Below are 23,579 nucleotides of genomic sequence, written 5' to 3' on the forward strand. Positions count from 1 at the left end.
GCGGCCACCGTTACGACAGGCGGGCCTTCACCATCCCGCTGGCCTTGGCGAAATCCATCTGCCCGGCGAACTTTTCGCGCAGGGCGGTCATCACCCGGCCCATATCCTTGACGCCGGTGGCGCCCAGCTCGGTGACCAGCGCGTCGATGGCGGCCTCGATCTCGGCCCCCTCCATCTGCTTGGGCAGGAAGCGTTCGATGACGACGATTTCTTCCTGTTCCTGCTGCGCCAGCTCCAGCCGCCCACCCTGTTCGTACATGGTGATGCTCTCGCGGCGCTGCTTGATCATCGACTGCAACATCTGAAGAATCTCATCTTCGTTGATGCCGTCATAGTTGCCCTTGGAACGGGCAGCGATGTCACGGTCCTTCAGGGCGGCGGAAATCAGGCGCAGGGTTGCCGTCGAACGGGCATCCTTGCTCTTCAGCGCGTCCTTCAACGCCTCGCTCAGGCGGGTGCGGAGCATGGAGAATCCTCGGTCTTCTGTATCGGGAAAGGGTGGAGAATACAGCAAAACATGCCCGTTGGCAAAGGGTTATGCCATTCTCAAATCCTTGAAAAGACATGCGATTTTCTTTTCCCGGTTCTGCTTGACAGCGCCCCGGCAATTCTTTAAAAGCGCGCAAATTTATCCGCCGCCATCCGCGCACTTTCAAATACACACACCGGCACGTCCAACCCCCTGGAATGCCGTGGGTGTTTTGCGCGCGAAAAACGGACGGGTTCCCTCCGATGCCCGCTGGCAGTAGTCTGTTGCCGGGCGCGAACATCTTAAAGTCTCCTGCCGGTGCGCAGGCCCGGCCCGGGCCTGATGCAGCCTGACGGAAAAAGGAATGGTGTCCATGACAGAGCCGATGAACATTGCCGCCAGCACCCGCCCCGACGGTGCGACTGGCGTGCTGGTGCTGGCCGACGGGTCGGTCTTCTGGGGCAAGGGCCTCGGAGTACAGGGCCGGTCGGTCGGTGAGGTGGTGTTTTCCACCGGCCTGACCGGCTATCAGGAAACCCTGACCGATCCGTCCTTTGCCGGGCAGGTGATCACCTTCACCTTCCCCCACATCGGCAACGTCGGCACCAATGCCGAAGACAACGAAACCGTCACCCCTGCCGCCCGTGGCTGTATCCTGCGCGCCGACATCACCGAGCCCGCCAACTGGCGCGCCGCCCAGCATCTTGACCGCTGGCTGGTGTCGCACACTCTGGTCGGTCTGGCCGGGATCGACACCCGCCGCCTGACCCGCAAGATCCGGGACGGCGGCGCCCCCAACGGCGTGATCGCCCATGCCGCCGACGGCGTGTTTGACCTGCCCGCGCTGCTGGCGCAGGCGCAGGGCTGGCCGGGGCTGGAAGGCATGGATCTGGCCAAGGATGTCACCTGCCGCCAGTCCTACGACTGGACCCAGACCCGCTGGTCGCTGAAGACCGGCTACGGCACCCAGCGCGACCCGAAGTACCATGTGGTCGCCTATGATTTCGGGGCCAAGCACAACATTCTGCGCTGTCTGGCCGATGCCGGCTGCAAGGTGACCGTGGTGCCCGCCACCGCCACCGCCGAGGACGTGCTGCGCCACAATCCCGATGGCATCTTCCTGTCCAACGGCCCGGGGGACCCCGCTGCCACCGGCACCTATGTGGTGCCGGAGCTTCAGAAGCTGATCGGCACCGGCACCCCGGTGTTCGGCATCTGCCTCGGCCATCAGCTGCTGGCGCTGGCGCTGGGGGCGAAGACCTACAAGATGGACCGCGGCCACCGTGGCTCCAACCAGCCGGTGAAGGACCTGAAGACCGGCAAGGTGGAAATCACCAGCCAGAACCACGGCTTCGCCGTTGACCGGGCCAGCCTGCCCGACACCGTGGAAGAAACCCATGTGTCGCTGTTTGACGGCTCGGTCGAAGGGCTCGCCCTGAAGGGGAAGCCGGTGTTCTCGGTGCAGTACCACCCGGAAGCCAGCCCCGGCCCGCAGGATTCCCATTACCTGTTCAAGCGCTTCGTTGACACCATCGAAGCCCACAAGAAGTAACGGGGTGCGGGCATGACCGACACCGGCTATTCCGCCTACCGGTCCTCGCTGCTGGCCGTTCTGGCCGCCGAGGACCGCCTGCCCGGCCCGGCCTTCCGCACCCTGACAGAGGTGACGGACGAGCATGGCCTGCCGGAGCCGGAAACCGGTTGGCTGCTGCGTGCCGCCGGGGAATTCTGCGAAGAAGGCCTGATCCAGCTTGAGGATCATGCCCTGACGGTTTCCCCCGGTGCCCCGGTGGCCTACGCCCTGACCCTGCTCGGACTGGAGCAGGCCGGGGCCCTGAGATAAGCCCGCGTCCCCCGTTATCCGCCAGATGCACGCCTGCCCCGGAGGCTTCCCCAAAGCCGGGGCCGACCAGAAGCGAAGAAGTTAGACGACAATGCCCAAACGCACGGACATCAAAAGCATCCTGATCATCGGCGCCGGTCCCATCGTGATCGGTCAGGCCTGCGAGTTCGACTATTCCGGCGCTCAGGCGTGCAAGGCCCTGCGCGAAGAAGGCTACCGGGTGATTCTGGTCAACTCCAACCCGGCCACCATCATGACGGACCCGGACACTGCCGACGCCACCTACGTCGAGCCGATCACCCCGGAAATCGTCGCCAAGATCATCGAGAAGGAACGCCCGGACGCCCTGCTGCCGACCATGGGTGGCCAGACCGCGCTGAACTGCGCACTGGCGCTGGCGGCCAACGGCACGCTGGAAAAGTTCGGCGTCGAGATGATCGCTGCCAAGAAGGAAGTGATCGAAAAGGCGGAAGACCGTCAGCTGTTCCGCGATGCCATGGACAAGATCGGGCTGGAAAGCCCGCGCTCCCGCGTTGTGAAGTCGCTGGACGAAGCCCGCGCGGCGCTGGACTTCGTCGGCCTGCCGTCGATCATCCGCCCGTCCTTCACGCTGGGCGGCATGGGCGGCGGCATTGCCTATAACAAGGAAGAGTTCGAGCAGATCTGCGCCTCCGGCCTCGCCGCCTCTCCGGTGCATGAAATTCTGGTCGAGGAATCGGTCCTCGGCTGGAAGGAATACGAGATGGAAGTCGTGCGGGACCGCAACGACAACTGCATCATCGTCTGCTCCATCGAAAACATCGACCCGATGGGCGTCCACACCGGCGACTCCATCACCGTCGCCCCGGCGCTGACCCTGACCGACAAGGAATATCAGGTGATGCGCGACGCCTCGGTCGCCGTTCTGCGCGAAATCGGCGTCGATACCGGCGGATCCAACGTGCAGTTCGCCGTCAACCCGAAGGACGGCCGCCTGATCGTCATCGAGATGAACCCGCGTGTGTCCCGTTCCTCGGCGCTGGCGTCGAAGGCCACCGGTTTCCCGATCGCCAAGATCGCCGCCAAGCTGGCGGTCGGCTACACCCTCGACGAGCTGGAAAACGACATCACCGGCGGCCAGACCCCGGCCAGCTTCGAGCCGACCATTGACTATGTGGTCACCAAGATTCCGCGCTTCACCTTCGAGAAGTTCCCGGATGCCGACCCGCGCCTGACCACCTCGATGAAGTCGGTCGGGGAAGCGATGTCGATCGGCCGCACCTTCGCCGAATCGCTCCAGAAGGGCCTGCGGTCGATGGAAACCGGCCTGACCGGCCTGAATGAGATCAACCTGCCGGAAGCCAAGGGCGGCGAGGACAAGGACGCCATCCGCGCCGCGCTGGCCACCGCCCGCGCTGACCGGCTGCTGCTGATCGCGCAGGCCTTCCGCTGGGGCCTGACCGTCGAGGACGTGCACGCCGCCTGCGCTTACGAGCCGTGGTTCCTGCGCCAGATCAAGGCGATCATCGATACCGAAGCCGACATCCGTAAGGCCGGTCTGCCGACCGACCGTCAGGCCCTGCTGGGCCTGAAGAAGATGGGCTTCTCCGATGCCCGCCTCGGCGAACTGACCGGCAGGACCACCGAAGAGGTCACCGCCCACCGCCGCGCCCTGAACGTGCGCCCGGTGTACAAGCGCATCGACTCCTGCGCTGCCGAATTCGCCTCGCCGACCCCCTACATGTACTCCTGCTATGAAGGCGACGGGGTCAACCCCGCGGAATGCGAAGCCGAAGTCAGCGACCGCACCAAGGTCGTGATCCTCGGCGGCGGTCCGAACCGGATCGGTCAGGGCATCGAGTTCGACTACTGCTGCGTCCATGCCGCCTTTGCGCTGGAAGAGGCCGGGTACGAGACCATCATGGTCAACTGCAACCCGGAGACCGTCTCCACCGACTACGACACCTCCGACCGCCTGTACTTCGAGCCGCTGACCGCCGAAGACACCATTGAGCTGATCCAGCTGGAACAGAGCAAGGGCACCGTCAAGGGCGTGATCGTGCAGTTCGGCGGCCAGACCCCGCTGAAGCTGGCCCGGGCGCTGGAAAAGGCCAATATCCCGATCCTCGGCACCAGCCCGGATGCGATTGATCTGGCCGAAGACCGCGAACTGTTCCAGCAGCTGCTGCACAAGCTGTCGCTGAAGCAGCCGCCGAACGCCATTGCCGCCTCCGCCGATGCGGTGCTGGCGGAAGCGGAAAAGATCGGCTACCCGCTGGTGGTCCGTCCGTCCTTCGTGCTGGGCGGCCGCGCCATGGAAATCGTCCATGACATCGACGGTCTGTCGGCATGGCTGAAGCGCATGGAAATCGAACGTCTGCGCGGCCAGAACGCCATCGAGATCTCCGCTGACATGCCGGTGCTGCTCGACAAGTACCTGTCCGGTGCCATCGAAGTGGACGTTGACGCCATCCGCGATACTACCGGTGCGGTGTTCATCGCCGGGGTGATGCAGCACATTGAGGAAGCCGGGGTCCATTCCGGCGACTCCGCCTGCTCGCTGCCGCCGTACTCCCTGCCCGATGCCATGGTGGAAGAACTGAAGCGGCAGGCCCGCCTGCTGGCGGAAGGCCTGAACGTGGTCGGCCTGATGAACGTCCAGTTCGCGGTCAAGGACGGCACCGTCTACATTCTGGAAGTCAACCCGCGCGCCAGCCGTACCGTGCCCTTCGTCGCCAAGGCGACCGGGGTGCCGGTGGCCAAGATCGCCGCCCGCGTGATGGCCGGGGAAACCCTGGCCTCCTTCGCGGTGTCGGAAAAGCCGCTGGGCCATGTGGCGGTGAAGGAAGCGGTGTTCCCGTTCGCCCGCTTCCCGGGCGTGGACATCATCCTCGGGCCGGAAATGAAGTCCACCGGCGAAGTGATGGGCATCGACACCGACTTCGGTCTGGCCTTTGCCAAGAGCCAGCTCGGCGCCGGGGTCACCCTGCCGGAAACCGGCACCGTGTTCATTTCGGTGCGGGATGCGGACAAGATTCCTGCCCTGACCGTTGCCCGTAAGCTGACCGACCTTGGCTTCACCCTGGTCGCCACCGCCGGGACCGCCGCCTTCCTTGGCCAGCACGGCGTGACCGTCAGGCAGGTCAACAAGGTGACCGAGCCGCGCCCGCACTGCGTGGATGCCATGCAGTCCGGCGAAATCCAGATGGTGATCAACACCACCGAAGGGGCTGTGGCCGTGCGCGACAGCTTCTCGATCCGCCGCACCGCGCTGACCCGTAACATTCCGCACTACACCACCATCGCCGGGGCGCAGGCCGCCGTGGCGGGGATTGCCGCGCTGAAACGCGGGGCACTTGATGTTGCGTCGCTTCAGCACTACTCTAGTGTGTCGGCCTGAGGCGCGGAGGGGGGAACTCCCCCCTCCCCGCAGGCCTTTTGTACTTTCAGCCGGAGTGGCCCTCGCCGCTCCGGCTGATGCCTGAGACGGGACCGCCGCGCCACGGTGCGGGCGGCCCGTTTCGGGTTTTGGCGTACCGCGTGCCAGGGCCGATCCGATAGGGGGTAAGGCCGCACGCAGAGAGAAGGACTGGGTTGTAATGGAAAAGATCCCCATGACCCCGGCGGGCATCAAAGCCCTTGAAGACGAACTCCGGACCCTGCGGTCAGTGGAGCGTCCCGGTGTCATCCGGGCGATTGCCGAGGCCCGTGAACACGGTGACCTGTCGGAAAACGCCGAATACCATGCTGCCCGCGAGCGCCAGAGCTTCATCGAAGGGCGGATCGCCGAGCTGGAAGACATCGTCTCCCGCGCGGACGTGATCGATATCACCAAGCTGTCGGGCTCCACCATCCGCTTCGGCGCCACCGTGACGCTGGCTGATGAGGACACCGACGAGGAAGTGACCTATCAGATCGTCGGCCCGCATGAAGCCAATCTGGAAGAAGGCCGCATCTCCATCGCCTCGCCGCTGGCGAAGGCCCTGATCGGCAAGACCAGCGGCGATACCGCTGAAGTGGCTGCCCCGGGTGGGTCGCGGTCCTATGAAGTGGTTACCGTCCGCTTCATCTGAGGATCGCGGTGCTGCGGCACGATCATGACTGACAGGCAGCGCCGGAACCATCCGTTCCGGCGCTGTTGTCGTGTCAGAGCTCCGGTTTTCCTAGAGTTATTCCACGTTATCCCGACGGCTGTCCACGGACCCTGACCATGACCGACACCCCCGCGAAAAGAGGCCTGCTGCCGCTGATGATCGGCGCCATCGGGGTCGTCTTTGGCGACATCGGCACCAGCCCCCTGTACGCGCTGAAGGAAACCTTTGCCGGGGAACACCCGCTGCCGCTGGACAAGCCGCATATTCTGGGCGCGCTGTCGCTGATTGTCTGGACGCTGACACTGGTGGTGTCGGTGAAATATGTGGTGTTTGTGATGCGGGCCGATAACCGGGGCGAAGGCGGCAGTCTGGCCCTGATGGCCCGCCTGAGTGCCGCCCTGCCGTCAGGGTCCCGCTATCTGCCGACCGTGGCCTCCATCGGTATTCTCGCCGCCGCCCTGTTCTACGGGGACTGCGTGATCACCCCGGCGGTCTCGGTGCTGTCAGCGGTGGAAGGCCTGAAGATTGCCATCCCGCATATGGAAGACGCCGTCGTCCCCATCACCGTCACCATTCTGATCGGGCTGTTCCTGATCCAGCGCTTCGGCACCGATCTGGTCGGGAAACTGTTCGGCCCGGTGTGTATCCTGTGGTTTCTGGTGATCGGGGCCCTCGGGATCCATGGCATCGCCTCCGCCCCGGCGGTTCTGGCCGCGCTCAGCCCGCACCATGCGGCGATGTTTCTCGCCACCAACGGCTTTACCGGCCTGCTGATCCTCGGCGCGGTGGTTCTGGCGGTGACCGGGGCGGAAGCCCTGTATGCCGACATGGGGCACTTCGGCCGTCCGGCCATCCGGCTGGGCTGGTACATTCTGGTGATGCCGGCCCTGATCCTCAACTATCTGGGGCAGGGTGCGCTGCTGCTGAAAACCCCGGCAGCGGTGGAAAGCCCGTTCTTTCTGCTGGCCCCGAAAGGCCTGATCCTGCCGCTGGTAATTCTGGCAACCCTTGCCACCATCATTGCCTCACAGGCGGTGATCTCCGGGGCTTTCTCAATCAGCCGTCAGGCCATTCAGCTCGGCTATCTGCCCCGGATGACCATCGTCCATACCTCGGAACATGAGATCGGCCAGATCTACATTCCGCTGATCAACTGGGCGCTGATGGTGGCCTGCGTGGCGCTGGTGCTGGCCTTCAAAACCTCCAGCGGTCTGGCGGCGGCCTATGGGATTGCCGTCACCGGCAACATGGTGATCACCACGGTGATGATGGCGATCGCGATGCGGGTTCTGTGGTCGTGGAAAACCCCACGGACAGCCATTGCCTGTGCGATCTTCCTGACCATCGACATGGCCTTCTTCCTGTCGAACATCACCAAGGTCGGGAACGGCGGCTGGGTTCCGCTGGGGCTGGCCGGGGTTTTGTTCATGGTCCTGACCACCTGGAAGGCCGGGCGTCGCCTGCTGATCAACCGCCTGACCGAAGGCAGTCTGCCGGATGAGCATTACACCAGCCTGGTCGCCAGCGGCCGGGTCGCCCGGGTGCCCGGCACCGCCGTCTTCCTGACCGGCACCACCGAAGGGCTGCCGCTGGCGCTGATGCATAACCTGAAGCACAACAAGGTTGCCCATGAACGGGTGATCCTGCTGACGGTGGTGACGCAGGAAGTGCCGGTGGTGGCGAATGACAAACGGATGGAATCCCGGGAAATCGCCCCCGGCCTGCTGCGCCTGACCCTGACCTATGGCTTCATGGAAACGCCGGATGTGCCGAAGACCATGGCACTGGCCAAGGAACAGGACCTCGGCTTCTTCTACGAGCCGATGAACATTTCCTACTTCCTGTCGCGGGAAACCATTATCCCGTCGCGGGACCCGACCCTGCCGCTGTGGCAGGTCAACCTGTTTGCCTGGATGGCCCGCAGTGCCACCGGGGCCATGGGCTTCTTCCGCCTGCCGCCGGGCCGGGTGGTGGAGCTGGGCGGTCAGGTCGAGCTGTAAGCCTGAAAAATCAGCGCAAAAAACAGGGGCGCATCCCGGACCGGATGCGCCCCTGTTTTTACGGCTTGTAGGATCAGAGCGTCACTTATCAAACAGAACGTCCGAACCTTCCTCGGTATCAATCGGCACACCGGGTTTCAGCTTGCCGGTGCGGATCGCCAGCGCGCTCTTCACATGCGCCACATTCGGGGCCGCCGTCAGGCGGGTGGTCAGGAAACGCTGGTAATCATCCCAGTCCTTGGCCACCACCTTCAGCAGGAAATCGGTTTCCCCGGCCAGCATGTGGCATTCCCGCACCTGTTCCCAGCCATTGACCAGCGCCTCGAAGGCGCGCAGATCCGCTTCGGCCTGACTGTTCAGGCCGACCTGAGCAAACACGGTGACGTTATAGCCGAGGGCGTGGGGGTCAACATTGGCATGATAGCCACGGATATAGCCCGCCTCTTCCAGTGCACGCACCCGGCGCAGGCACGGGGGGGCTGAAATCCCGGCGCGACGGGCCAGCTCCACATTGGTCATCCGGCCGTCGTCCTGTAGATCGCGGAGAATTCGCCGGTCAATCCGGTCCAGCTTCACCCGCTGCATGCGATTCGTTCCCTTGTCACAAATAGGGTCCCTGTCACAAAGAGGCGCTTCATCTCAGAGCACGTTACTGGGCACGTTACTGGCAAGTCCATGATAGGAGCCCACCCTGTTCGGTCACCGCCTCCGGCGTCCGGTGGATCCATCCGGCCCCCCGGCATTACGGGATCAGGGGTTGACCGGGATCACAGCCCGACCGGGGCCGCTGTACGACCTGTTGTTATCGGGGCCCTTTCCGGGCACTCCGGCGATTCTCCGGGCTTTTCCCGGCCATCACGAAACGAAATTACAATCTCTTGCCCCGTCAGCGCAAGGACAATACGAGGCCCTTCGAAAATTCATATTTATCGAACACATAAGGGTATCGGATGACCACATCCAGAGGCTTTTTGACAGACTTCTGACTTTTAACGGCTCCAGGGTTTAAACCGGCGGGCGGGGGTTGAAACCGGCGGGCGGGCGGCATAAGGTCATGCCGCAATTCCCTGCGTCCGACTCCGGTATTGCACCGGACGGAGCGGGACGATTGACCGCAAAGCCTTTCATTATCCCTGTTTTTCAGATCTCTCAGATGGAGTGATTTTCCATGACCGAACAGCTGAACGTCGGCACCCTCGTCGGCAAGGCCGCCCCGGACTTCACCGCGCAGGCCGTGATGGGCGATAACACCATCAACCCGGCCTTCAATCTGAAGGACTATCTGAACGGCTCCTACGGCTGGGTGTTCTTCTACCCGCTGGACTTCACCTTCGTCTGCCCGTCGGAAATCATTGCCCATGATCACCGCCTGAAGAAGTTTGAGGAAGCGGGCTGCAAGGTCGTCGGCATCTCCGTCGACAGCCAGTTCACCCATCTGGCGTGGAAGAAGACCCCGGTCGAAGACGGTGGCCTCGGCAACGTCGGCTTCCCGCTGGTCGCCGACCTCAACAAGACTATCGCCCGCTCCTTCGGCGTGCTGATCGAAAACGCCGGTGTCGCCCTGCGCGGCTCCTTCCTGATCGACAAGGCCGGTAACGTCCGCCACGCCACCATCAACGACCTGCCGCTGGGCCGCAATGTTGATGAAGCACTGCGTCTGGTCGATGCCTTGCAGTTCCATGAAGAACACGGCGAAGTCTGCCCGGCGGGCTGGACCAAGGGCAAGAAGGGCATGACCGCCACTCCGGACGGTGTCGCCGCCTTCCTGAAGGAAGAAGCCGGTAACCTGTAATCCCCTGCGGATACACGGGTACGGTCATACGGGGTCTTCCATCCGGAAGGCCCCGTTTTCCTTTCTGGCCCAAAGCACCCGGACCGGTGTCAGCGCCCGGTCTGCCGTTGCATCCCCCGCCGGGGATCACTATCTTCACCGCAACGCTACACCGCAGTTTCGCAAGGATTCCTTCATATGGCCGAACACCGGACCAAGGTGCTGATCCTCGGATCGGGCGCCGCAGGCTGCACTGCCGCCATCTACACCTCCCGCGCCAATCTCGAGCCGGTGATGCTGGCCGGACTCCAGCCGGGCGGGCAGCTGACCATCACCACCGATGTGGAAAACTATCCCGGCTTCGCCGACCCGATTCAGGGGCCGTGGCTGATGGAACAGATGCAGAAGCAGGCGGAGCACTGCGGCGCGAAGATCATCTATGATCTGGCCACCGCTGTTGACCTGTCGAAGCGGCCGTTCACCGTGACCACCGACGGCGGCGACACCTACATCGCCGATACCCTGATCATCGCCACCGGGGCCTCCGCCAAGTGGCTGGGGCTGGAGAGCGAACAGAAGTATTCCGGCCTCGGCGTCTCCGCCTGCGCCACCTGCGACGGTTTCTTCTTCCGTGGCAAGGATGTGGTGGTGGTTGGCGGCGGCAACACCGCCGTCGAGGAAGCGCTGTATCTGGCCAACATCGCCGGAAAGGTGACCGTGGTTCATCGCCGCGACAGCTTCCGCGCCGAACGCATCATGCAGGACCGCCTGTTCAAGCATCCGAAAATCACTGTGGTGTGGGACAGCGTGATCGACGAAATCACCGGCGGCGGCATGCCGGAAGCGGTGACCGGCGTGCGCCTGAAGAACATCCAGACCGGTACACTGTCCGAGGTGCCCTGTGACGGCGTGTTCATCGCCATCGGCCATAAACCGAATACCGAGCTGTTCAGCGGCCAGCTCGACATGGACGAAACCGGGTACCTGATCACCAAACCCGACTCGACCGCCACCAACATCCCCGGCGTGTTCGCCGCGGGCGACGTGCAGGACCATGTGTTCCGTCAGGCGGTCACCGCCGCAGGCACCGGTTGCATGGCGGCGCTGGAAGCCGATCGTTTCCTACAGGCCACCGACGGGCATTAAGCCCCAGCCATACCTTTTTTGCAGGGTGGGCGTGGATTCTCCGCGCCCACCCTTGCGTTTTTTGCAATGCTACCGATATGGTAGAGAATTGGATCCGGCCTTGACGGATCCGCCGTATTTTACAGGGGCGCACAATGCCGACGCGGCAAGCCAGCATGATGGACTGGGATAAACTGAGGGTCTTCCACACGGTGGCGGAGGCAGGCAGCTTCACCCACGCCGGGGAAGTGCTGAACCTCAGCCAGTCGGCGGTCAGCCGCCAGATCAGCGCGCTGGAAGAAAGCCTGCATGTCTCCCTGTTCCACCGCCACGCCCGTGGCCTGATCCTGACCGAACAGGGCGAACTGCTGTACCGCACGGTGCATGAGGTGTTCGCCAAGCTGGCAATGGCCGAGGCGCGGATCACCGAAAGCCGGGAACGCCCGGAAGGACCGCTGAAGATCACCACCACCGTTGCCTTTGGCTCGGTGTGGCTGACTCCCCGCATCAAGGAATTCATGGAAACCTATCCCGGCATCGAAATGTCGATGCTGCTGGATGATGGGGAAGTGGATCTGGCGATGCGGGAGGCCGATGTGGCAATCCGTTTCAACGCCCCGCGCCAGCCGGACCTGATCCAGCGTCACCTGATCGCCCTGCACTACAATGTCTATGCCGCCCCGGAATACCTGAAGAAGTATGGCCTGCCGAAAACCCCGGCGGATCTGGACAACCACCGCCTGATCGTTTACGGCGACGATGCCAAGGCCCCGGTGGAAAACATGAACTGGCTGCTGTCGGCGGGCACCTCAACCCCGCGCCAGCCGGTGTTGCGGGTCAACAATATTTACGGCATCTACCGCGCGGTCCGCTCCGGGCTGGGGATTGCGGCGCTGCCGGACTATTTCTCCACCGTGGCAACCAATCTGGTGCAGGTCCTGCCGGAGCTGCGCGGCCCCAGCTTTGACTGTTACTTCGTGTATCCGGAAGAGCTGCGCCATTCCAAGCGGGTGATGGTGTTCCGTGATTTTCTGCTCCAGAAGCTGAGCGAAAACAACCTGTAATCCGCGCCCTTCACCGGCCGGACAGACCGTGACCTGACCGATTAAAGGCATTCTCTGAGTCGAGGATGCCTTTTTTCTTGGTCGCGAAGAAATTGTAACGATTTTGAAAGAATCCAAAAGGTATGCGCGCGTCGCATATCAGTGCAGCGGCTTTTGCTGTGGTGCAATATCAGAGGTCCCTCTATAACAGGGCCATGGACGCGCTGCACAGCGCTCCCACGGAATACAGCGCCGGACGGTCTCCCGGCTGGCGCCTACCGGATCGGTGATCAGGTCATCCTCCCAGAGCCTGCATCACCTTAGTCGGGCCTCGGGCCCGACGAAGGGTCTTCGGATCCTACGTCTCCCAGACGTGAAGCCTCCCTGTTCACCTTGGCCCCAGTCCTACCGGACTGGGGTCTTTTTTTCGTTCTTTCCCCTCCGATACGGTTCATTCCCCCTACCCTACCCATTGTGCTGGGGGCAACAGGGGCACAGTTCAACGGCTTCAGGGGATCCGGCCTGCTCAGGGCGCGGACACAGACCTACCCGACAGGGTGGGAAAAAGCATAAAAACATCAACTTTCCGGCCCAAACGACAGAGTAGAGGATGGAAAGTCATCGCATCACCAAGCATAATGCGCCGCATAATCCGCCTGCATGGCGCCCCGGCAACAGGGTCCGGTTCCGAAGACCCCGTGCTGATGCTGTCATGAGCCAAATCACCCTTGGCCAATTAACCTTGGAGAGAACATCGATGCTTGAAGCTTATCGCCAGCACGTTGCCGAGCGCGCCGCCCTTGGCATTCCGCCCCTGCCGCTGTCTGCCCAGCAGACCGAGGAGCTGATCGCGCTGCTGCAAAACCCGCCGAAGGGCGAGGAGCAGACGCTGGTCGAGCTGATCACCCACCGCGTTCCTGCCGGTGTGGACGATGCCGCCAAGGTCAAGGCGTGCTTTCTGGCGGACATCGCCAAGGGCTTTGTAACCTCGCCGCTGGTGTCCCGGGCTCTGGCCACCCAGCTGCTGGGCACCATGCTCGGCGGGTTCAACATTAAGCCGCTGATCGAGCTGCTGGACGACACCGAAGTCGGCTCCGTCGCCGCCGAGGGTCTGAAGAAGACCCTGCTGATGTTCGACTATTTCCATGACGTCAAGACGCTGGCCGACTCCGGCAGCGCCAACGCCAAGGCCGTGATCCAGTCCTGGGCCGATGCCGAATGGTTCACGTCCCGCCCGGAAGTGCCGGAAAGCCTGACCATCACCGTGTTCAAGGTCACCGGTGAAACCAACACCGACGACCTGTCTCCGGCCCCGGATGCGTGGAGCCGCCCGGACATTCCGCTGCACGCGCTGGCGATGCTGAAGAACCCGCGTCCGGGCATCGAGCCGGAAGAAGCCGGTGCCCGCGGCCCGGTCAAGTTCCTGGAAGAGCTGCGCGCTAAGGGCCATCTGGTCGCCTATGTCGGTGACGTGGTCGGCACCGGGTCGTCCCGCAAGTCCGCCACCAACAGCGTGCTGTGGTTCACCGGGGAAGACATTCCGTACGTGCCGAACAAGCGCTTCGGCGGCGTCTGCCTCGGCAGCAAGATCGCCCCGATCTTCTACAACACCATGGAAGACGCCGGTGCCCTGCCGATCGAACTGGACGTCGGCCAGATGAACATGGGCGACGTGATCGAGCTGCGCCCGTTCGACGGTAAGGCCCTGAAGGATGGCAAGGTCATCGCCGAATTCACCGTCAAGTCTGACGTGCTGTTCGACGAAGTCCGCGCCGGGGGCCGTATTCCGCTGATCATCGGCCGCAGCCTGACCGCCAAGGCCCGTGATGCCCTCGGCCTGCCGGCCTCCACCCTGTTCCGTCTGCCGAAGGACCCGACCAACAGCGGCAAGGGCTTCTCCCTCGCCCAGAAGATGGTCGGCCGCGCCTGTGGCCTGCCGGAAGGCACCGGGATCCGTCCGGGCACCTACTGCGAACCGAAGATGACCACGGTCGGCAGCCAGGACACCACCGGCCCGATGACCCGTGACGAACTGAAGGATCTGGCCTGCCTCGGCTTCTCCGCCGACATGGTGATGCAGTCGTTCTGTCACACCGCCGCCTACCCGAAGCTGGTGGACGTGCAGACTCACAAGACCCTGCCGGACTTCATCTCCACCCGTGGCGGTGTCTCCCTGCGTCCGGGTGACGGCGTGATCCATTCGTGGCTGAACCGCCTGCTGCTGCCCGACACCGTCGGCACCGGCGGCGATTCGCACACCCGCTTCCCGATCGGCATTTCCTTCCCGGCCGGGTCCGGTCTGGTCGCCTTTGCCGCCGCCACCGGCGTGATGCCGCTGGATATGCCGGAATCGGTGCTGGTCCGCTTCAAGGGCGAACTCCAGCCGGGCGTCACCCTGCGCGATCTGGTCAACGCCATTCCGCTGTACGCCATCCGTCAGGGCCTGCTGACCGTCGAGAAGAAGGGCAAGAAGAACATCTTCTCCGGCCGTATTCTCGAAATCGAAGGCCTGCCGGACCTGAAGGTGGAACAGGCGTTCGAACTGACCGACGCCTCGGCCGAACGCTCCGCCGCCGGCTGTACCGTGCGCCTGAATAAGGAGCCGATCATTGAGTACATGCGGTCCAACATCACCCTGATGAAGTGGATGATCGCCGAGGGCTATTCCGATGCCCGCACGCTCGGCCGCCGCATCAAGTCGATGGAAGCCTGGATCGCCGATCCGCAGCTGCTCCAGCCGGATGCCGACGCCGAATACGCCGCCGTGATCGAAATCGATCTGGCTGACATTCAGGAACCGATTGTCGCCTGCCCGAACGATCCGGACGACGTGAAGGTGCTGAGCGAAGTCTCCGGCGACAAGATCGACGAAGTCTTCATCGGCTCCTGCATGACCAACATCGGCCACTTCCGCGCCGCCGGTAAGGTGCTGGAAGGCAAGACCGACATCCCGACCCGTCTGTGGGTCGCCCCGCCGACCAAGATGGATGCCGCGATCCTGAACGAGGAAGGCTATTACAGCATCCTCGGCCGGTCCGGCGCGCGGATGGAACTGCCGGGCTGCTCGCTGTGCATGGGCAATCAGGCGCAGATCCGCAAGGGCTCGACCGCCATTTCCACCAGCACCCGTAACTTCCCGAACCGTCTGGGCATCGACACCCGCGTCTATCTCGGCTCCGCCGAGCTGGCCGCCGTCTGCGCCCTGATGGGCCGCATCCCGACCCCGGCGGAATATCTGGAACAGGTCACCGTGGTGAACGCCAAAGCGGCGGACATCTACCGGTACATGAACTTCGACCAGATCGACTCCTTCCGGAAGGTTGCCGACACCGTTACCGTCTGAGGTCAAGGGTCTGCGGACCTGACACCGTGACAGAAAACCCCCGCCGGGCTTCCGGCGGGGGTTTTTTCTGCACAAAGGGCAAATCAGCGCGGGGGACACACCGGTTACTGACACCCCATCATGCCGCCACCGGCTCCTCCGGCTGGCCCAGCGACAGCATCAGGCGGTTGGCCCAGTTGAAGAAGGCCGCCCCGTTGATGACATCAATGATTTCCAGATCACTCAGCCCGGCCCCGGCCAGCGCCTGAATATCGCGGGTCCCGAACCCCGACGGTGTTTCCGTCAGGGCTTCCGAGGCCCGGGCAATCGCCGCCCAGCGCGGATCGGCCACCCCGCTGATCCCCTCGTCCAGCAGGGTTTGCACTTCCTCCCGCCGCTTGGAATGCACGGTGGCAAAGCGGGCATGGACCGATGCGCAGAAGATGCAGCCGTTGACGCGGGAGGTCGCCGCCGCCGCCACTTCCCGGTCAGCCCGGGGCAAGCCGTTCCGGGTATTATAGAAAATATCTTTGTCGGTGCGGGTGCGGGCCCCCAGAACCTCCGGATCCCGCACCAGCAGCATGAAATAGGGCGATTTGGCCCGGGCCGGGTCCACCAACCCGTCCCGGTGACGGTCGGTCAGGGCGCTTTCCGGCAGCGGCTCCAGCCACGGTAACCACCCCAGTTCGTCCTGGGTGAACACAGCCGGTTCCGACTGGGCAGGATAACGGATCACCTGTTCGGTCATGGCATCAGACTCCCGGCAGAGAATATTTAAGGGCGGTCAGACCGCTGACGACGCGGATCTGGAAGGTGAGGAAGGCGACAAGCTGCGACAGGGTGACGATCCCGGTGGTGTCCCACCCGGCATCCAGCAGGGCCTGAAGGTGCAGCGCCGAGGCATCGCGGGGATGGAACACCAGCAGATGCGCATGGGTCAGCGCCGCCGTCAGCCGGGGACCGAGCACATCCGCCTGCGCCGGATCGACCCGGTACAGCGGGCCGGAGCGGTTTTCCACCCGCAGCGGGCCGTCCGGGTAGGCCCCGTAGGGGCCTTCGGTCAGCCCCCGGCGTCCTTCGGCGATCACCGTGGCCTCCAGCTCCAGCCCCCCCGGCTGTGACACCAGCAGGTCGCGGTAGAAGGCAAACACCGCCGCCTGCCGGTGCAGACCGGCCACGAACAGCGCCACCGCTGCCCGCTCCGCCCGGCTGAACACCGTCTCCTCCGCAGGCAGGAACAGGGCTTCGGCACTCAGCTGGGCATTGCGGCGGGCTTCCGGGCGCTCCGCCCGCAGGGCCGCCAGCGGCGACCCCGGCTCAATTCCGGCCAGATGGTCAATCCAGTCCGCAGGCCAGTGGGCGGTGACGTTTACGGCACCCCCGTCCCGGGTCAGGGGACGATCGATAACATCAATGGTCATGGGGAGTTCTCCTGTTCCAACAGACAGTTCAGACGCTGGCCTGCACCCAGCCCAGCGCCGGGGCAACCGTGGTGGCGGTCAGTTCAATCGAGCGCAGGATCAACGGATGCGGCGGATCCACCGAATGGACCTGAAACACCAGATCGGTGGCGCGCGGCAGAACGCTGTCACGCGACAGGCTTTCAATCACCTGATCCGGCGTACCGACGTGAACGTCCAGCGTGTCGATCAGGTCCTGCACGGTATCGCCGCGCAGGATGTGGCCGCTGCGGGCAAAGCCGTCCGCCACCCGGCGCAGACCGGTTTCCGCCAGCCGCAGGGCTTCCGCCGGATCATCGGCAACAAACAGGCTGCGGGATGCCAGAATGCGCGGAGCGGCCCCGGCGGGCAGGGCCGCCAGATAGGCATCAAGGATCGGATGCTGGATCACATCAAGGGCCCGGGTCGGGTCTTCCTGCGGGCGCGGCTGGGTCCGGGACAGCATCAGGCCATCCCCGGCCAGACCGGCACGCTCCCCCCCCGCCACCGAGAAAGTGGCCTGCCACAGCCGTTGCAGCAGATGCGGCGCGGCCGGATACAGGCGGTTCTCCGCATGCCCCAGCGCCTCGCCGCGCCAGGCGGCCAGCAGGGTCTGAAGATGGCGGGCATAGACATCGCCGCGCTGATCGGCGGTAAACCCGAAGGCGTTGAACGAGGCCGGAGTTCCGCCGGTGCCCAGCCCCAGTTCCAGACGGCCATCCGACAGCAGATCGGTCACCGCCGCATCTTCCGCCACCCGCACCGCATCCTCCATCGGCAGGGTAATCACCCCGGTGCCAAGACGGATCCGGCTGGTGCGGGCCGCGACATAGGACAGGAAGGCGAAGGGGGACGGCAGCCCCCCTTCCGCTTCATGGAAGTGGTGCTGGGCCACCCAGGCGCTGTCAAACCCATGCCGTTCGGCGTGGATGATCTGCTCCGCCGCCAATCGGTAGCGCTCTCCGGCCGGGGCGTCATCGAGCAGGCGGGTGAAGAAGCCCAGACGCTTGCGCCCCCCGTCACTGGCGGGGGCAGACAGCGGACTGTGGGCGGAGGGAGGAACGGAAACGGTCATGATGGAAACCCTCTTTGCTGATTTTCTTGATCGGCTGGTTTTCTGGGTGGCCTGATTTTCTGGGTGAATAGAGAGAGGCAGGCCGGTCAGGCCGCCTGCCGGGCCCGGCCCGGAATCGCCGCCAGAAGATCGCGGGTGTAGGCGCTGGCCGGGGCATGGAACACCTGCTCCACCGGCCCGTCCTCCACCACCCGCCCGCCCTGGAGGACGGAAACGGTGTCGGCGATCTGCCGCACCACGGCGAGATCATGCGAGACGAACACGTAGGTCAGGCCGAGATCACGCTGGAGTTCATCCAGCAGGGACAGGATCTGCGCCTGCACCGTCACATCCAGCGCCGAAACCGCCTCGTCCAGCACCACCACCTGCGGCTTCAGGATCAGGGCCCGGGCAATGGCAACCCGCTGCCGCTGCCCGCCGGACAGAGCCCGGGGCGGACGGGACAGCACCGCCTGCGGCAGTCCGACCCGCTCAATCAGGGCCGCCACCTGCCGCAGACGCTCCGGCTTCGGGACCGGATCGAAATTGCGCAGCGGCTCCCCGACGATCTCGGCGATGGTCTGCCGGGGATCGAGCGACCCATAGGGATTCTGATAGACCAGCTGGATCGACCGCCGCAGGGCAGGCACCTGATCATGGCGCAGGGTGGCAAGATCCAGTCCGTTGACCTGCACGGTCCCCGCCGTCGGCCGGGTAAAGCCCAGCAGGGTACGGATGGTGGTGGTTTTGCCCGATCCGGATTCCCCGACCAGAGCATGGGTGGTGCCCCGGGCAACCCGGAAGGACACCCCATCCACCGCCCGGAACGGCTGGGTCCGGCTGAAGGGTGCCCAGCCGGAGCGCTGGGAAAACTCCTGCACCAGACCGTCAACCACCACATCGGCATCGGCATACAGGCGGGCAGGGCGGGACGGGCGCGGCCCGTGGAACGCCGGGGCATCCGCCAGCAGGCGGGCGGTATAGGCATGGGCCGGGGCGGTCAGCACCTGCCGCACATCGCCCTGCTCCTGCACCTGCCCGCCCTGCAACACCACCACCCGGTCGGCCCGGTCAGCGGCAATGCCCAGATCATGGGTGACGAACAGAACGGCCGTCCCGGCCTCGCGGCGCAGGTCGTCCAGCAGATCCAGCACCCGCTTCTGTACGGTCACGTCCAGCGCGCTGGTCGGTTCATCGGCGATGATCAGCGCCGGGCGCAGGGCCACCGCCATCGCAATCAGCACCCGCTGCCGCATCCCGCCGGACAGTTCATGCGGATACTGGCGGTACCGCAGCGCCGGATCCGGCAGACCGACCCGGTCCAGCAGGGACAGAACCTGTTCCCGCACCGCCCGGCGGTCCCGCCAGCCATGCAGGCGGAACACTTCGGCAATCTGCGCACCAATGGTCCGGACCGGGTTGAGGGCATGGCCCAGATCCTGCGGCACCAGACTGATCACTGCCCCGCGCAGCGGATCCAGCCGCGCCTGCGGCCATCCGGCAATGTCGGTGCCATTCAGGCGGATGGATCCGGCGGTGATCCGTCCGGTTTCCGGTAACAATCCGATCACCGACTGGGCGATGGTGCTTTTGCCGGACCCGGACTCCCCGACCAGCGCCACAACCTCTCCGGCCCGTATGGTGAAGGACACCCCATGGACCACCGGGGTCACAGGGGTCCGGGCATCGCCCCGGGCATCGGTATAGCCAACCGAGAGAGACTCCACCGCCAGAAGCGGCACAGAAGGGGTATCGGGGGAGATCTCAGGCGTGCTCATCGTGTCCCCTCCCCGCGCAGAGAGGCACTGATGCGGTTGGCGGCAATCACCACCGCCACCACCACCAGACCGGGGAAGGTGGTCAGCCACCACGCCGTGGCGATGTAGTTCCGTCCTTCGGCGATCAGCAGGCCCCATTCCGGGGTCGGCGGCGGCGCGCCATAGCCCAGAAAACCGAGCGTGGAAATCGCCAGAATCGCCGTCCCGAACTGGAGGGCCGACACCGCCAGCACCGCTGTCAGGGAATTGGGCAGCACATGCCGCCACAGCACCGCAGCGAAACGGCCGCCGCTGCCGAAGGCCGCCTCGACATAATCGGTATAGCGGACCCGCACCACCTCGGCCCGGGCCAGACGGGCGAAGTTGGCAACGGAGGCAACACCGACGGCAATCGCCGCATTGGTGGTGCCAAACCCCAGCAGGATGATGATCGACAGCGACACCAGCAGCGCCGGAACCGACAGCAGAACATCAACCGCCCGCATCAGCAGGTCATCGACCCAGCGGCGGGAGGATCCGGCAATCAGCCCGGTCAGGGTGCCCAGCACCAGTCCGACGGCGACGGCGACAAAAGCCCCGGTCAGGGATTCCGACGCCCCGTAAATGATCCGGGCCAGCAGATCCCGCCCCAGTTCATCGGTCCCCAGCCAGTGGGCGGCAGACGGCGGCAGACGTGCTTCCGCCGCCTCGCCGGACACGGCGCTGTATCCGGTAAACAGGCCGGGCGCCGCCGCCCACGCCGCCACCAGCCCGATCACCCCCCACGCCAGCGCCAGCCCGGACGGAACCCGGCGGGCCGCCGACCACAGGGCCCGGCCCTGCCGGTGCAGAACCGATGCCAGCGGCACCGCCGGATCCACCGCCGCAGCGGCACCATAGGCCGAAAAGTCTGACGGCACGGCAAAATCAAGGGCAGAGAAACTGTTGTTCGGGGTCTGCCCGGGCAGCCAGCCCCGGGCGGACAGATCCTGTGTCGGAACGGTGCTCATGCCGGACCTCCTGCAGAAAGGGAAGAACGATGGAGGGCAAGACGGGGATCAAGCAGCGGCGTGATCAGATCGACCAGCAGGTTGACGGTGACAAACCCGGCCGCCGCCAGAACCACCACCGCCTGCAACACCGCAGCATCCTGAAAGTTGACGGCCTGCTCGGTCAGGCGGCCCAGTCCGTTCAGGCCAAAGACGGTTTCCGTCACCACCGCCCCGGCCAGCAGTTCGCCGAACAGCACGCCGCCAAGGGCCAGCACCGGCGGCACCGCATTACGCAGCACATGCCGCCACAGCACCCAGCGCCGGGATGCCCCCTTGGCCCGGGCCACCGCCACAAACGGCTGGGTCTGCACCGCATCCAGACTGCGGATCAGCACCTGCGCCAGCGGGGCGGAGATCGGCACTGCCAGCGTCGCCACCGGCAGGATCAGGCTTTCCCACGGACCGGCCCCGATCACCGGGATCAGCTTCAGCCGGAAGGAAAAAATCTGGATCAGCGCAATCCCCAGCCAGAACACCGGGATGGAGATGAACAGCGACGGCACCGACAGCAGGGCAGAGCGCAGCCAGCGCAGGGGCGTCAGGGCGCTGACCGCGGCCAGCAGCAGGGCCAGCGCCACAGCGGCGATCACCGACAGGACGGTCAGCCCGGCTGTCACCGGCAGGGCCTGCCCCAGACTGTCGGCCACCGGCACCCCCCGGTGCAGGGAATAGCCGAAGTTCCCCTGAAGGAACCCGGACAGCGTCGCCCCATACTGTTGCCACAGCGGGCTGTCCGCGCCGTACAGGGTCCGCAGCTCGGCAATCTGCTCCGGGCTCAGGCCCAGTTCCGGACTCTGGAACTTGATCAGGATTGCGTCGCCCGGCAGGGCCTGTAACAGCAGGAAGGTGGCGGTGAAGGCCGCCCACAGGACCACAAAAGCCTGCCCGAAACGACGCAGCAGAAACCGGATCATCGCAGCATCCTCCTGTCAGAAACGCGCCGGGCGAACCCGTTACTTCCTGTCGAGCCAGGCAGCATAGAAGCTGGGACGGCCCACGGCCTCGAAGGCCAGATCCTTCACGTACGGAGCGGCGGCAAAGGCCTGCGGCTCCTCGAACAGCGGGATCGCATAGGCCTGATCGACGACATAGGTCTGCACCTCTCCGGCGATCGTCAGGCGCTTCGCCGGATCGGTTTCCGACGCCAGCCCTTCCAGCAGGCGGTTCAGATGGTCATCAACGAACGACTGCACCTTGCCCGGACCGCCCTTCTGGCGCAGGACATCGCGGTTAAGCGGGTAATACTGGCTTTTGATCACGTCCGGATCGGCCCGGCCGACCATCGCCGGGGCCACCGGGGTCTTCAGCGGATCCAGATCATCGGCAACCCGGCTGCCGGAATCCCCGGACAGGACGGTCAGCCTGACCCCGACCTTGGCCCATTGCTGCGCCAGAAGCTGAAGGGTCGCCTTGTTCTGCGGCTGCGGCAGGGATTCATAAGCGGTCAGCACCAGATCCTTGCCATCCTTCTGGCGCAGGCCATTGGGGCCGGGAGTCCAGCCCGCCTGATCCAGCAGCGTTGCCGCCGCCTTGGGGTCAAAGGTCAGCTTCGGAGCCAGATTGATGTAGCCCTGCGCGGTGGAGGCGATGATGGAGGTTGCCTGCGGATAGTTTTTCGAAAACAGGGTCCGCACCACTTCCGCGCTGTCGGTGGCCTTCAGCAGGGCCTGCCGGACCCGCACATCGGCAACCAGCGGATTATCCGGGCGGAACACCACCGAATTGTTCACCCCCCGGGTCGGCGGGGCATAAATGGTGTAGCCCTTATCCAGCACCTGCTTCTCGTCATAGGCCTGCACCTGACGGATCACATCCCCCTGCCCGGCGGTCAGGGCACCAATCCGCACGCTGTCTTCCGACACCACCAGCAGGCGGATCCCATCCAGATGCGGCGGGCCCTGATGCTCCAGCTTTGCCGGACCCCAGGCATAATCCTTGCGGGCCTTGAAAGTGATTTCCTTGCCCAAAACCTCGTTGGTAACCACAAAGGGGCCGGATCCGATGATCTTGGTGGCATCGCCCAACTCATCGAGTTTGCGCGACAGCGTGGACAGAGACACCAGACCGGAGCCGATCACCGAGGTCCCCTGCAGGAAGCCGGGCGACGGCTTTTTGAAGGTGAACTTCACCGTATACGGGTCGATGACCTCGCTGTGATCATAGTTGTTGATCACTTCTGACACCGGCAGTTTCAGATCTTTGTTGCCAAGGCCGAAGGTGTCGTAATTCTTCGCCACCACCGCAGAGTCCAGCGGCGTACCGTCAGAGAAAGTCACGCCTTTGCGGATCTTGAAGGTGTATTCCGTCCGGTCGGCGTTCACCGTCCACGACTCGGCAATCCATGGCTCGATCTCCAGCGTTTTCGGATTCTGGTAGGTCAGCTTATCGGTGATCTGGTTGAGAATACCGCCATTGGGATAGAAGCCGCCCGCCGGGGGATACAGAGCGGTATGCCCCTGCTGTTCCAGATAGATCAGGGTTCCGCCATTGACCGCTGTCTCCGCCGCCATGGCCACGGACAGGGCCGACAGGCTGACAGCCCCGGCAAAAACAGACGCAGCCAGCAGGCGGGGACGGAAAACAGAGACGGTCATGGACTGATCCTTTCAGGGCAAACCATCCGGTCCGGCA

18 protein-coding genes are annotated in these 23,579 nt (G+C 64.5%); 9 read left to right on the forward strand and 9 right to left on the reverse strand.

Features of this window, described 5'->3' with window-relative positions; genetic code table 11:
- Positions 1-10 precede the first annotated feature (10 nt).
- Positions 11-466 (reverse strand): GatB/YqeY domain-containing protein, encoded by a 456-nt coding sequence (locus tag FHS48_RS14025; protein ID WP_184264207.1) that lies wholly within the window; start codon positions 464-466, stop codon positions 11-13.
- 376 nt (positions 467-842) lie between these two features.
- Between FHS48_RS14025 and carA the strand changes: the two genes are divergently transcribed.
- From carA to FHS48_RS14050, 5 genes are all read left to right on the forward strand, one after another.
- Positions 843-2,021 (forward strand): glutamine-hydrolyzing carbamoyl-phosphate synthase small subunit, encoded by a 1,179-nt coding sequence (carA, locus tag FHS48_RS14030; protein ID WP_184264375.1) that lies wholly within the window; start codon positions 843-845, stop codon positions 2,019-2,021.
- Positions 2,022-2,033: 12 nt separating this feature from the next.
- Positions 2,034-2,312, forward strand: coding sequence for a hypothetical protein (locus FHS48_RS14035; protein ID WP_184264208.1), 279 nt, complete (start codon positions 2,034-2,036; stop codon positions 2,310-2,312).
- Between the two features lie 91 nt (positions 2,313-2,403).
- Positions 2,404-5,691, forward strand: a complete 3,288-nt coding sequence (gene carB / locus FHS48_RS14040) for a carbamoyl-phosphate synthase large subunit (RefSeq protein ID WP_184264209.1) — start codon at positions 2,404-2,406, stop codon at positions 5,689-5,691.
- A gap of 199 nt (positions 5,692-5,890) precedes the next feature.
- Complete coding sequence (gene greA, locus FHS48_RS14045; protein ID WP_184264210.1) at positions 5,891-6,364, forward strand: transcription elongation factor GreA; 474 nt, start codon at positions 5,891-5,893, stop codon at positions 6,362-6,364.
- A gap of 137 nt (positions 6,365-6,501) precedes the next feature.
- Positions 6,502-8,385 (forward strand): potassium transporter Kup, encoded by a 1,884-nt coding sequence (locus FHS48_RS14050; RefSeq protein WP_184264211.1) that lies wholly within the window; start codon positions 6,502-6,504, stop codon positions 8,383-8,385.
- 81 nt (positions 8,386-8,466) lie between these two features.
- Here the strand turns inward: FHS48_RS14050 and FHS48_RS14055 are convergent, their stop codons facing one another.
- Positions 8,467-8,970 (reverse strand): Lrp/AsnC family transcriptional regulator, encoded by a 504-nt coding sequence (locus FHS48_RS14055; protein ID WP_184264212.1) that lies wholly within the window; start codon positions 8,968-8,970, stop codon positions 8,467-8,469.
- A 583-nt stretch (positions 8,971-9,553) separates the two neighbouring features.
- On the opposite strand from FHS48_RS14055, the gene FHS48_RS14060 reads away from it, so the two are divergent.
- The 4 genes from FHS48_RS14060 to acnB all read left to right on the forward strand — a co-directional run bounded on the left by FHS48_RS14060 (position 9,554) and on the right by acnB (position 15,667).
- Entirely contained in the window at positions 9,554-10,177 is a 624-nt protein-coding gene (locus FHS48_RS14060; protein ID WP_184264213.1) for a peroxiredoxin, read from the forward strand.
- Positions 10,178-10,354: 177 nt separating this feature from the next.
- A complete protein-coding gene (gene trxB / locus FHS48_RS14065; RefSeq protein ID WP_184264214.1) occupies positions 10,355-11,302 on the forward strand; it encodes a thioredoxin-disulfide reductase in 948 nt (315 codons plus the stop codon).
- A 134-nt stretch (positions 11,303-11,436) separates the two neighbouring features.
- A complete protein-coding gene (locus tag FHS48_RS14070; protein WP_260402488.1) occupies positions 11,437-12,345 on the forward strand; it encodes a LysR family transcriptional regulator in 909 nt (302 codons plus the stop codon).
- Positions 12,346-13,081: 736 nt separating this feature from the next.
- Complete coding sequence (acnB, locus tag FHS48_RS14075) at positions 13,082-15,667, forward strand: bifunctional aconitate hydratase 2/2-methylisocitrate dehydratase (protein WP_184264215.1); 2,586 nt, start codon at positions 13,082-13,084, stop codon at positions 15,665-15,667.
- 118 nt (positions 15,668-15,785) lie between these two features.
- Here acnB and FHS48_RS14080 read toward each other — a convergent pair whose 3' ends face one another.
- The 7 genes from FHS48_RS14080 to FHS48_RS14110 form a co-directional block, all read right to left on the reverse strand.
- Entirely contained in the window at positions 15,786-16,394 is a 609-nt protein-coding gene (locus FHS48_RS14080) for an alkylhydroperoxidase domain protein (protein ID WP_184264216.1), read from the reverse strand.
- Positions 16,395-16,398: 4 nt separating this feature from the next.
- Positions 16,399-17,067, reverse strand: a complete 669-nt coding sequence (locus FHS48_RS14085; RefSeq protein ID WP_184264217.1) for a CMD domain protein — start codon at positions 17,065-17,067, stop codon at positions 16,399-16,401.
- 28 nt (positions 17,068-17,095) lie between these two features.
- The gene (locus tag FHS48_RS14090) at positions 17,096-18,160 is read right to left on the reverse strand and encodes a putative FMN-dependent luciferase-like monooxygenase (protein WP_221443525.1); all 1,065 of its coding nucleotides are present in this window, start codon (positions 18,158-18,160) and stop codon (positions 17,096-17,098) included.
- 86 nt (positions 18,161-18,246) lie between these two features.
- Positions 18,247-19,917 (reverse strand): dipeptide ABC transporter ATP-binding protein, encoded by a 1,671-nt coding sequence (locus tag FHS48_RS14095; protein WP_184264218.1) that lies wholly within the window; start codon positions 19,915-19,917, stop codon positions 18,247-18,249.
- Entirely contained in the window at positions 19,914-20,906 is a 993-nt protein-coding gene (locus FHS48_RS14100) for an ABC transporter permease (protein WP_184264219.1), read from the reverse strand. Before FHS48_RS14100 ends, FHS48_RS14095 begins: the two co-directional genes overlap by 4 nt.
- Positions 20,903-21,862: an ABC transporter permease gene (locus tag FHS48_RS14105; RefSeq protein WP_184264220.1), complete on the reverse strand. Its 960-nt coding sequence runs from the start codon at positions 21,860-21,862 to the stop codon at positions 20,903-20,905. The genes FHS48_RS14100 and FHS48_RS14105 overlap by 4 nt, the downstream gene beginning before the upstream one ends.
- Before the next feature lie 39 nt (positions 21,863-21,901).
- On the reverse strand, positions 21,902-23,542 hold the full coding sequence (locus tag FHS48_RS14110) for a TIGR04028 family ABC transporter substrate-binding protein (protein ID WP_184264221.1): 1,641 nt from the start codon (positions 23,540-23,542) through the stop codon (positions 21,902-21,904).
- Positions 23,543-23,579: the final 37 nt, after the last annotated feature.

Source organism: Novispirillum itersonii (assembly GCF_014205675.1).
GTDB lineage: Bacteria > Pseudomonadota > Alphaproteobacteria > Rhodospirillales > Rhodospirillaceae > Novispirillum > Novispirillum itersonii_A.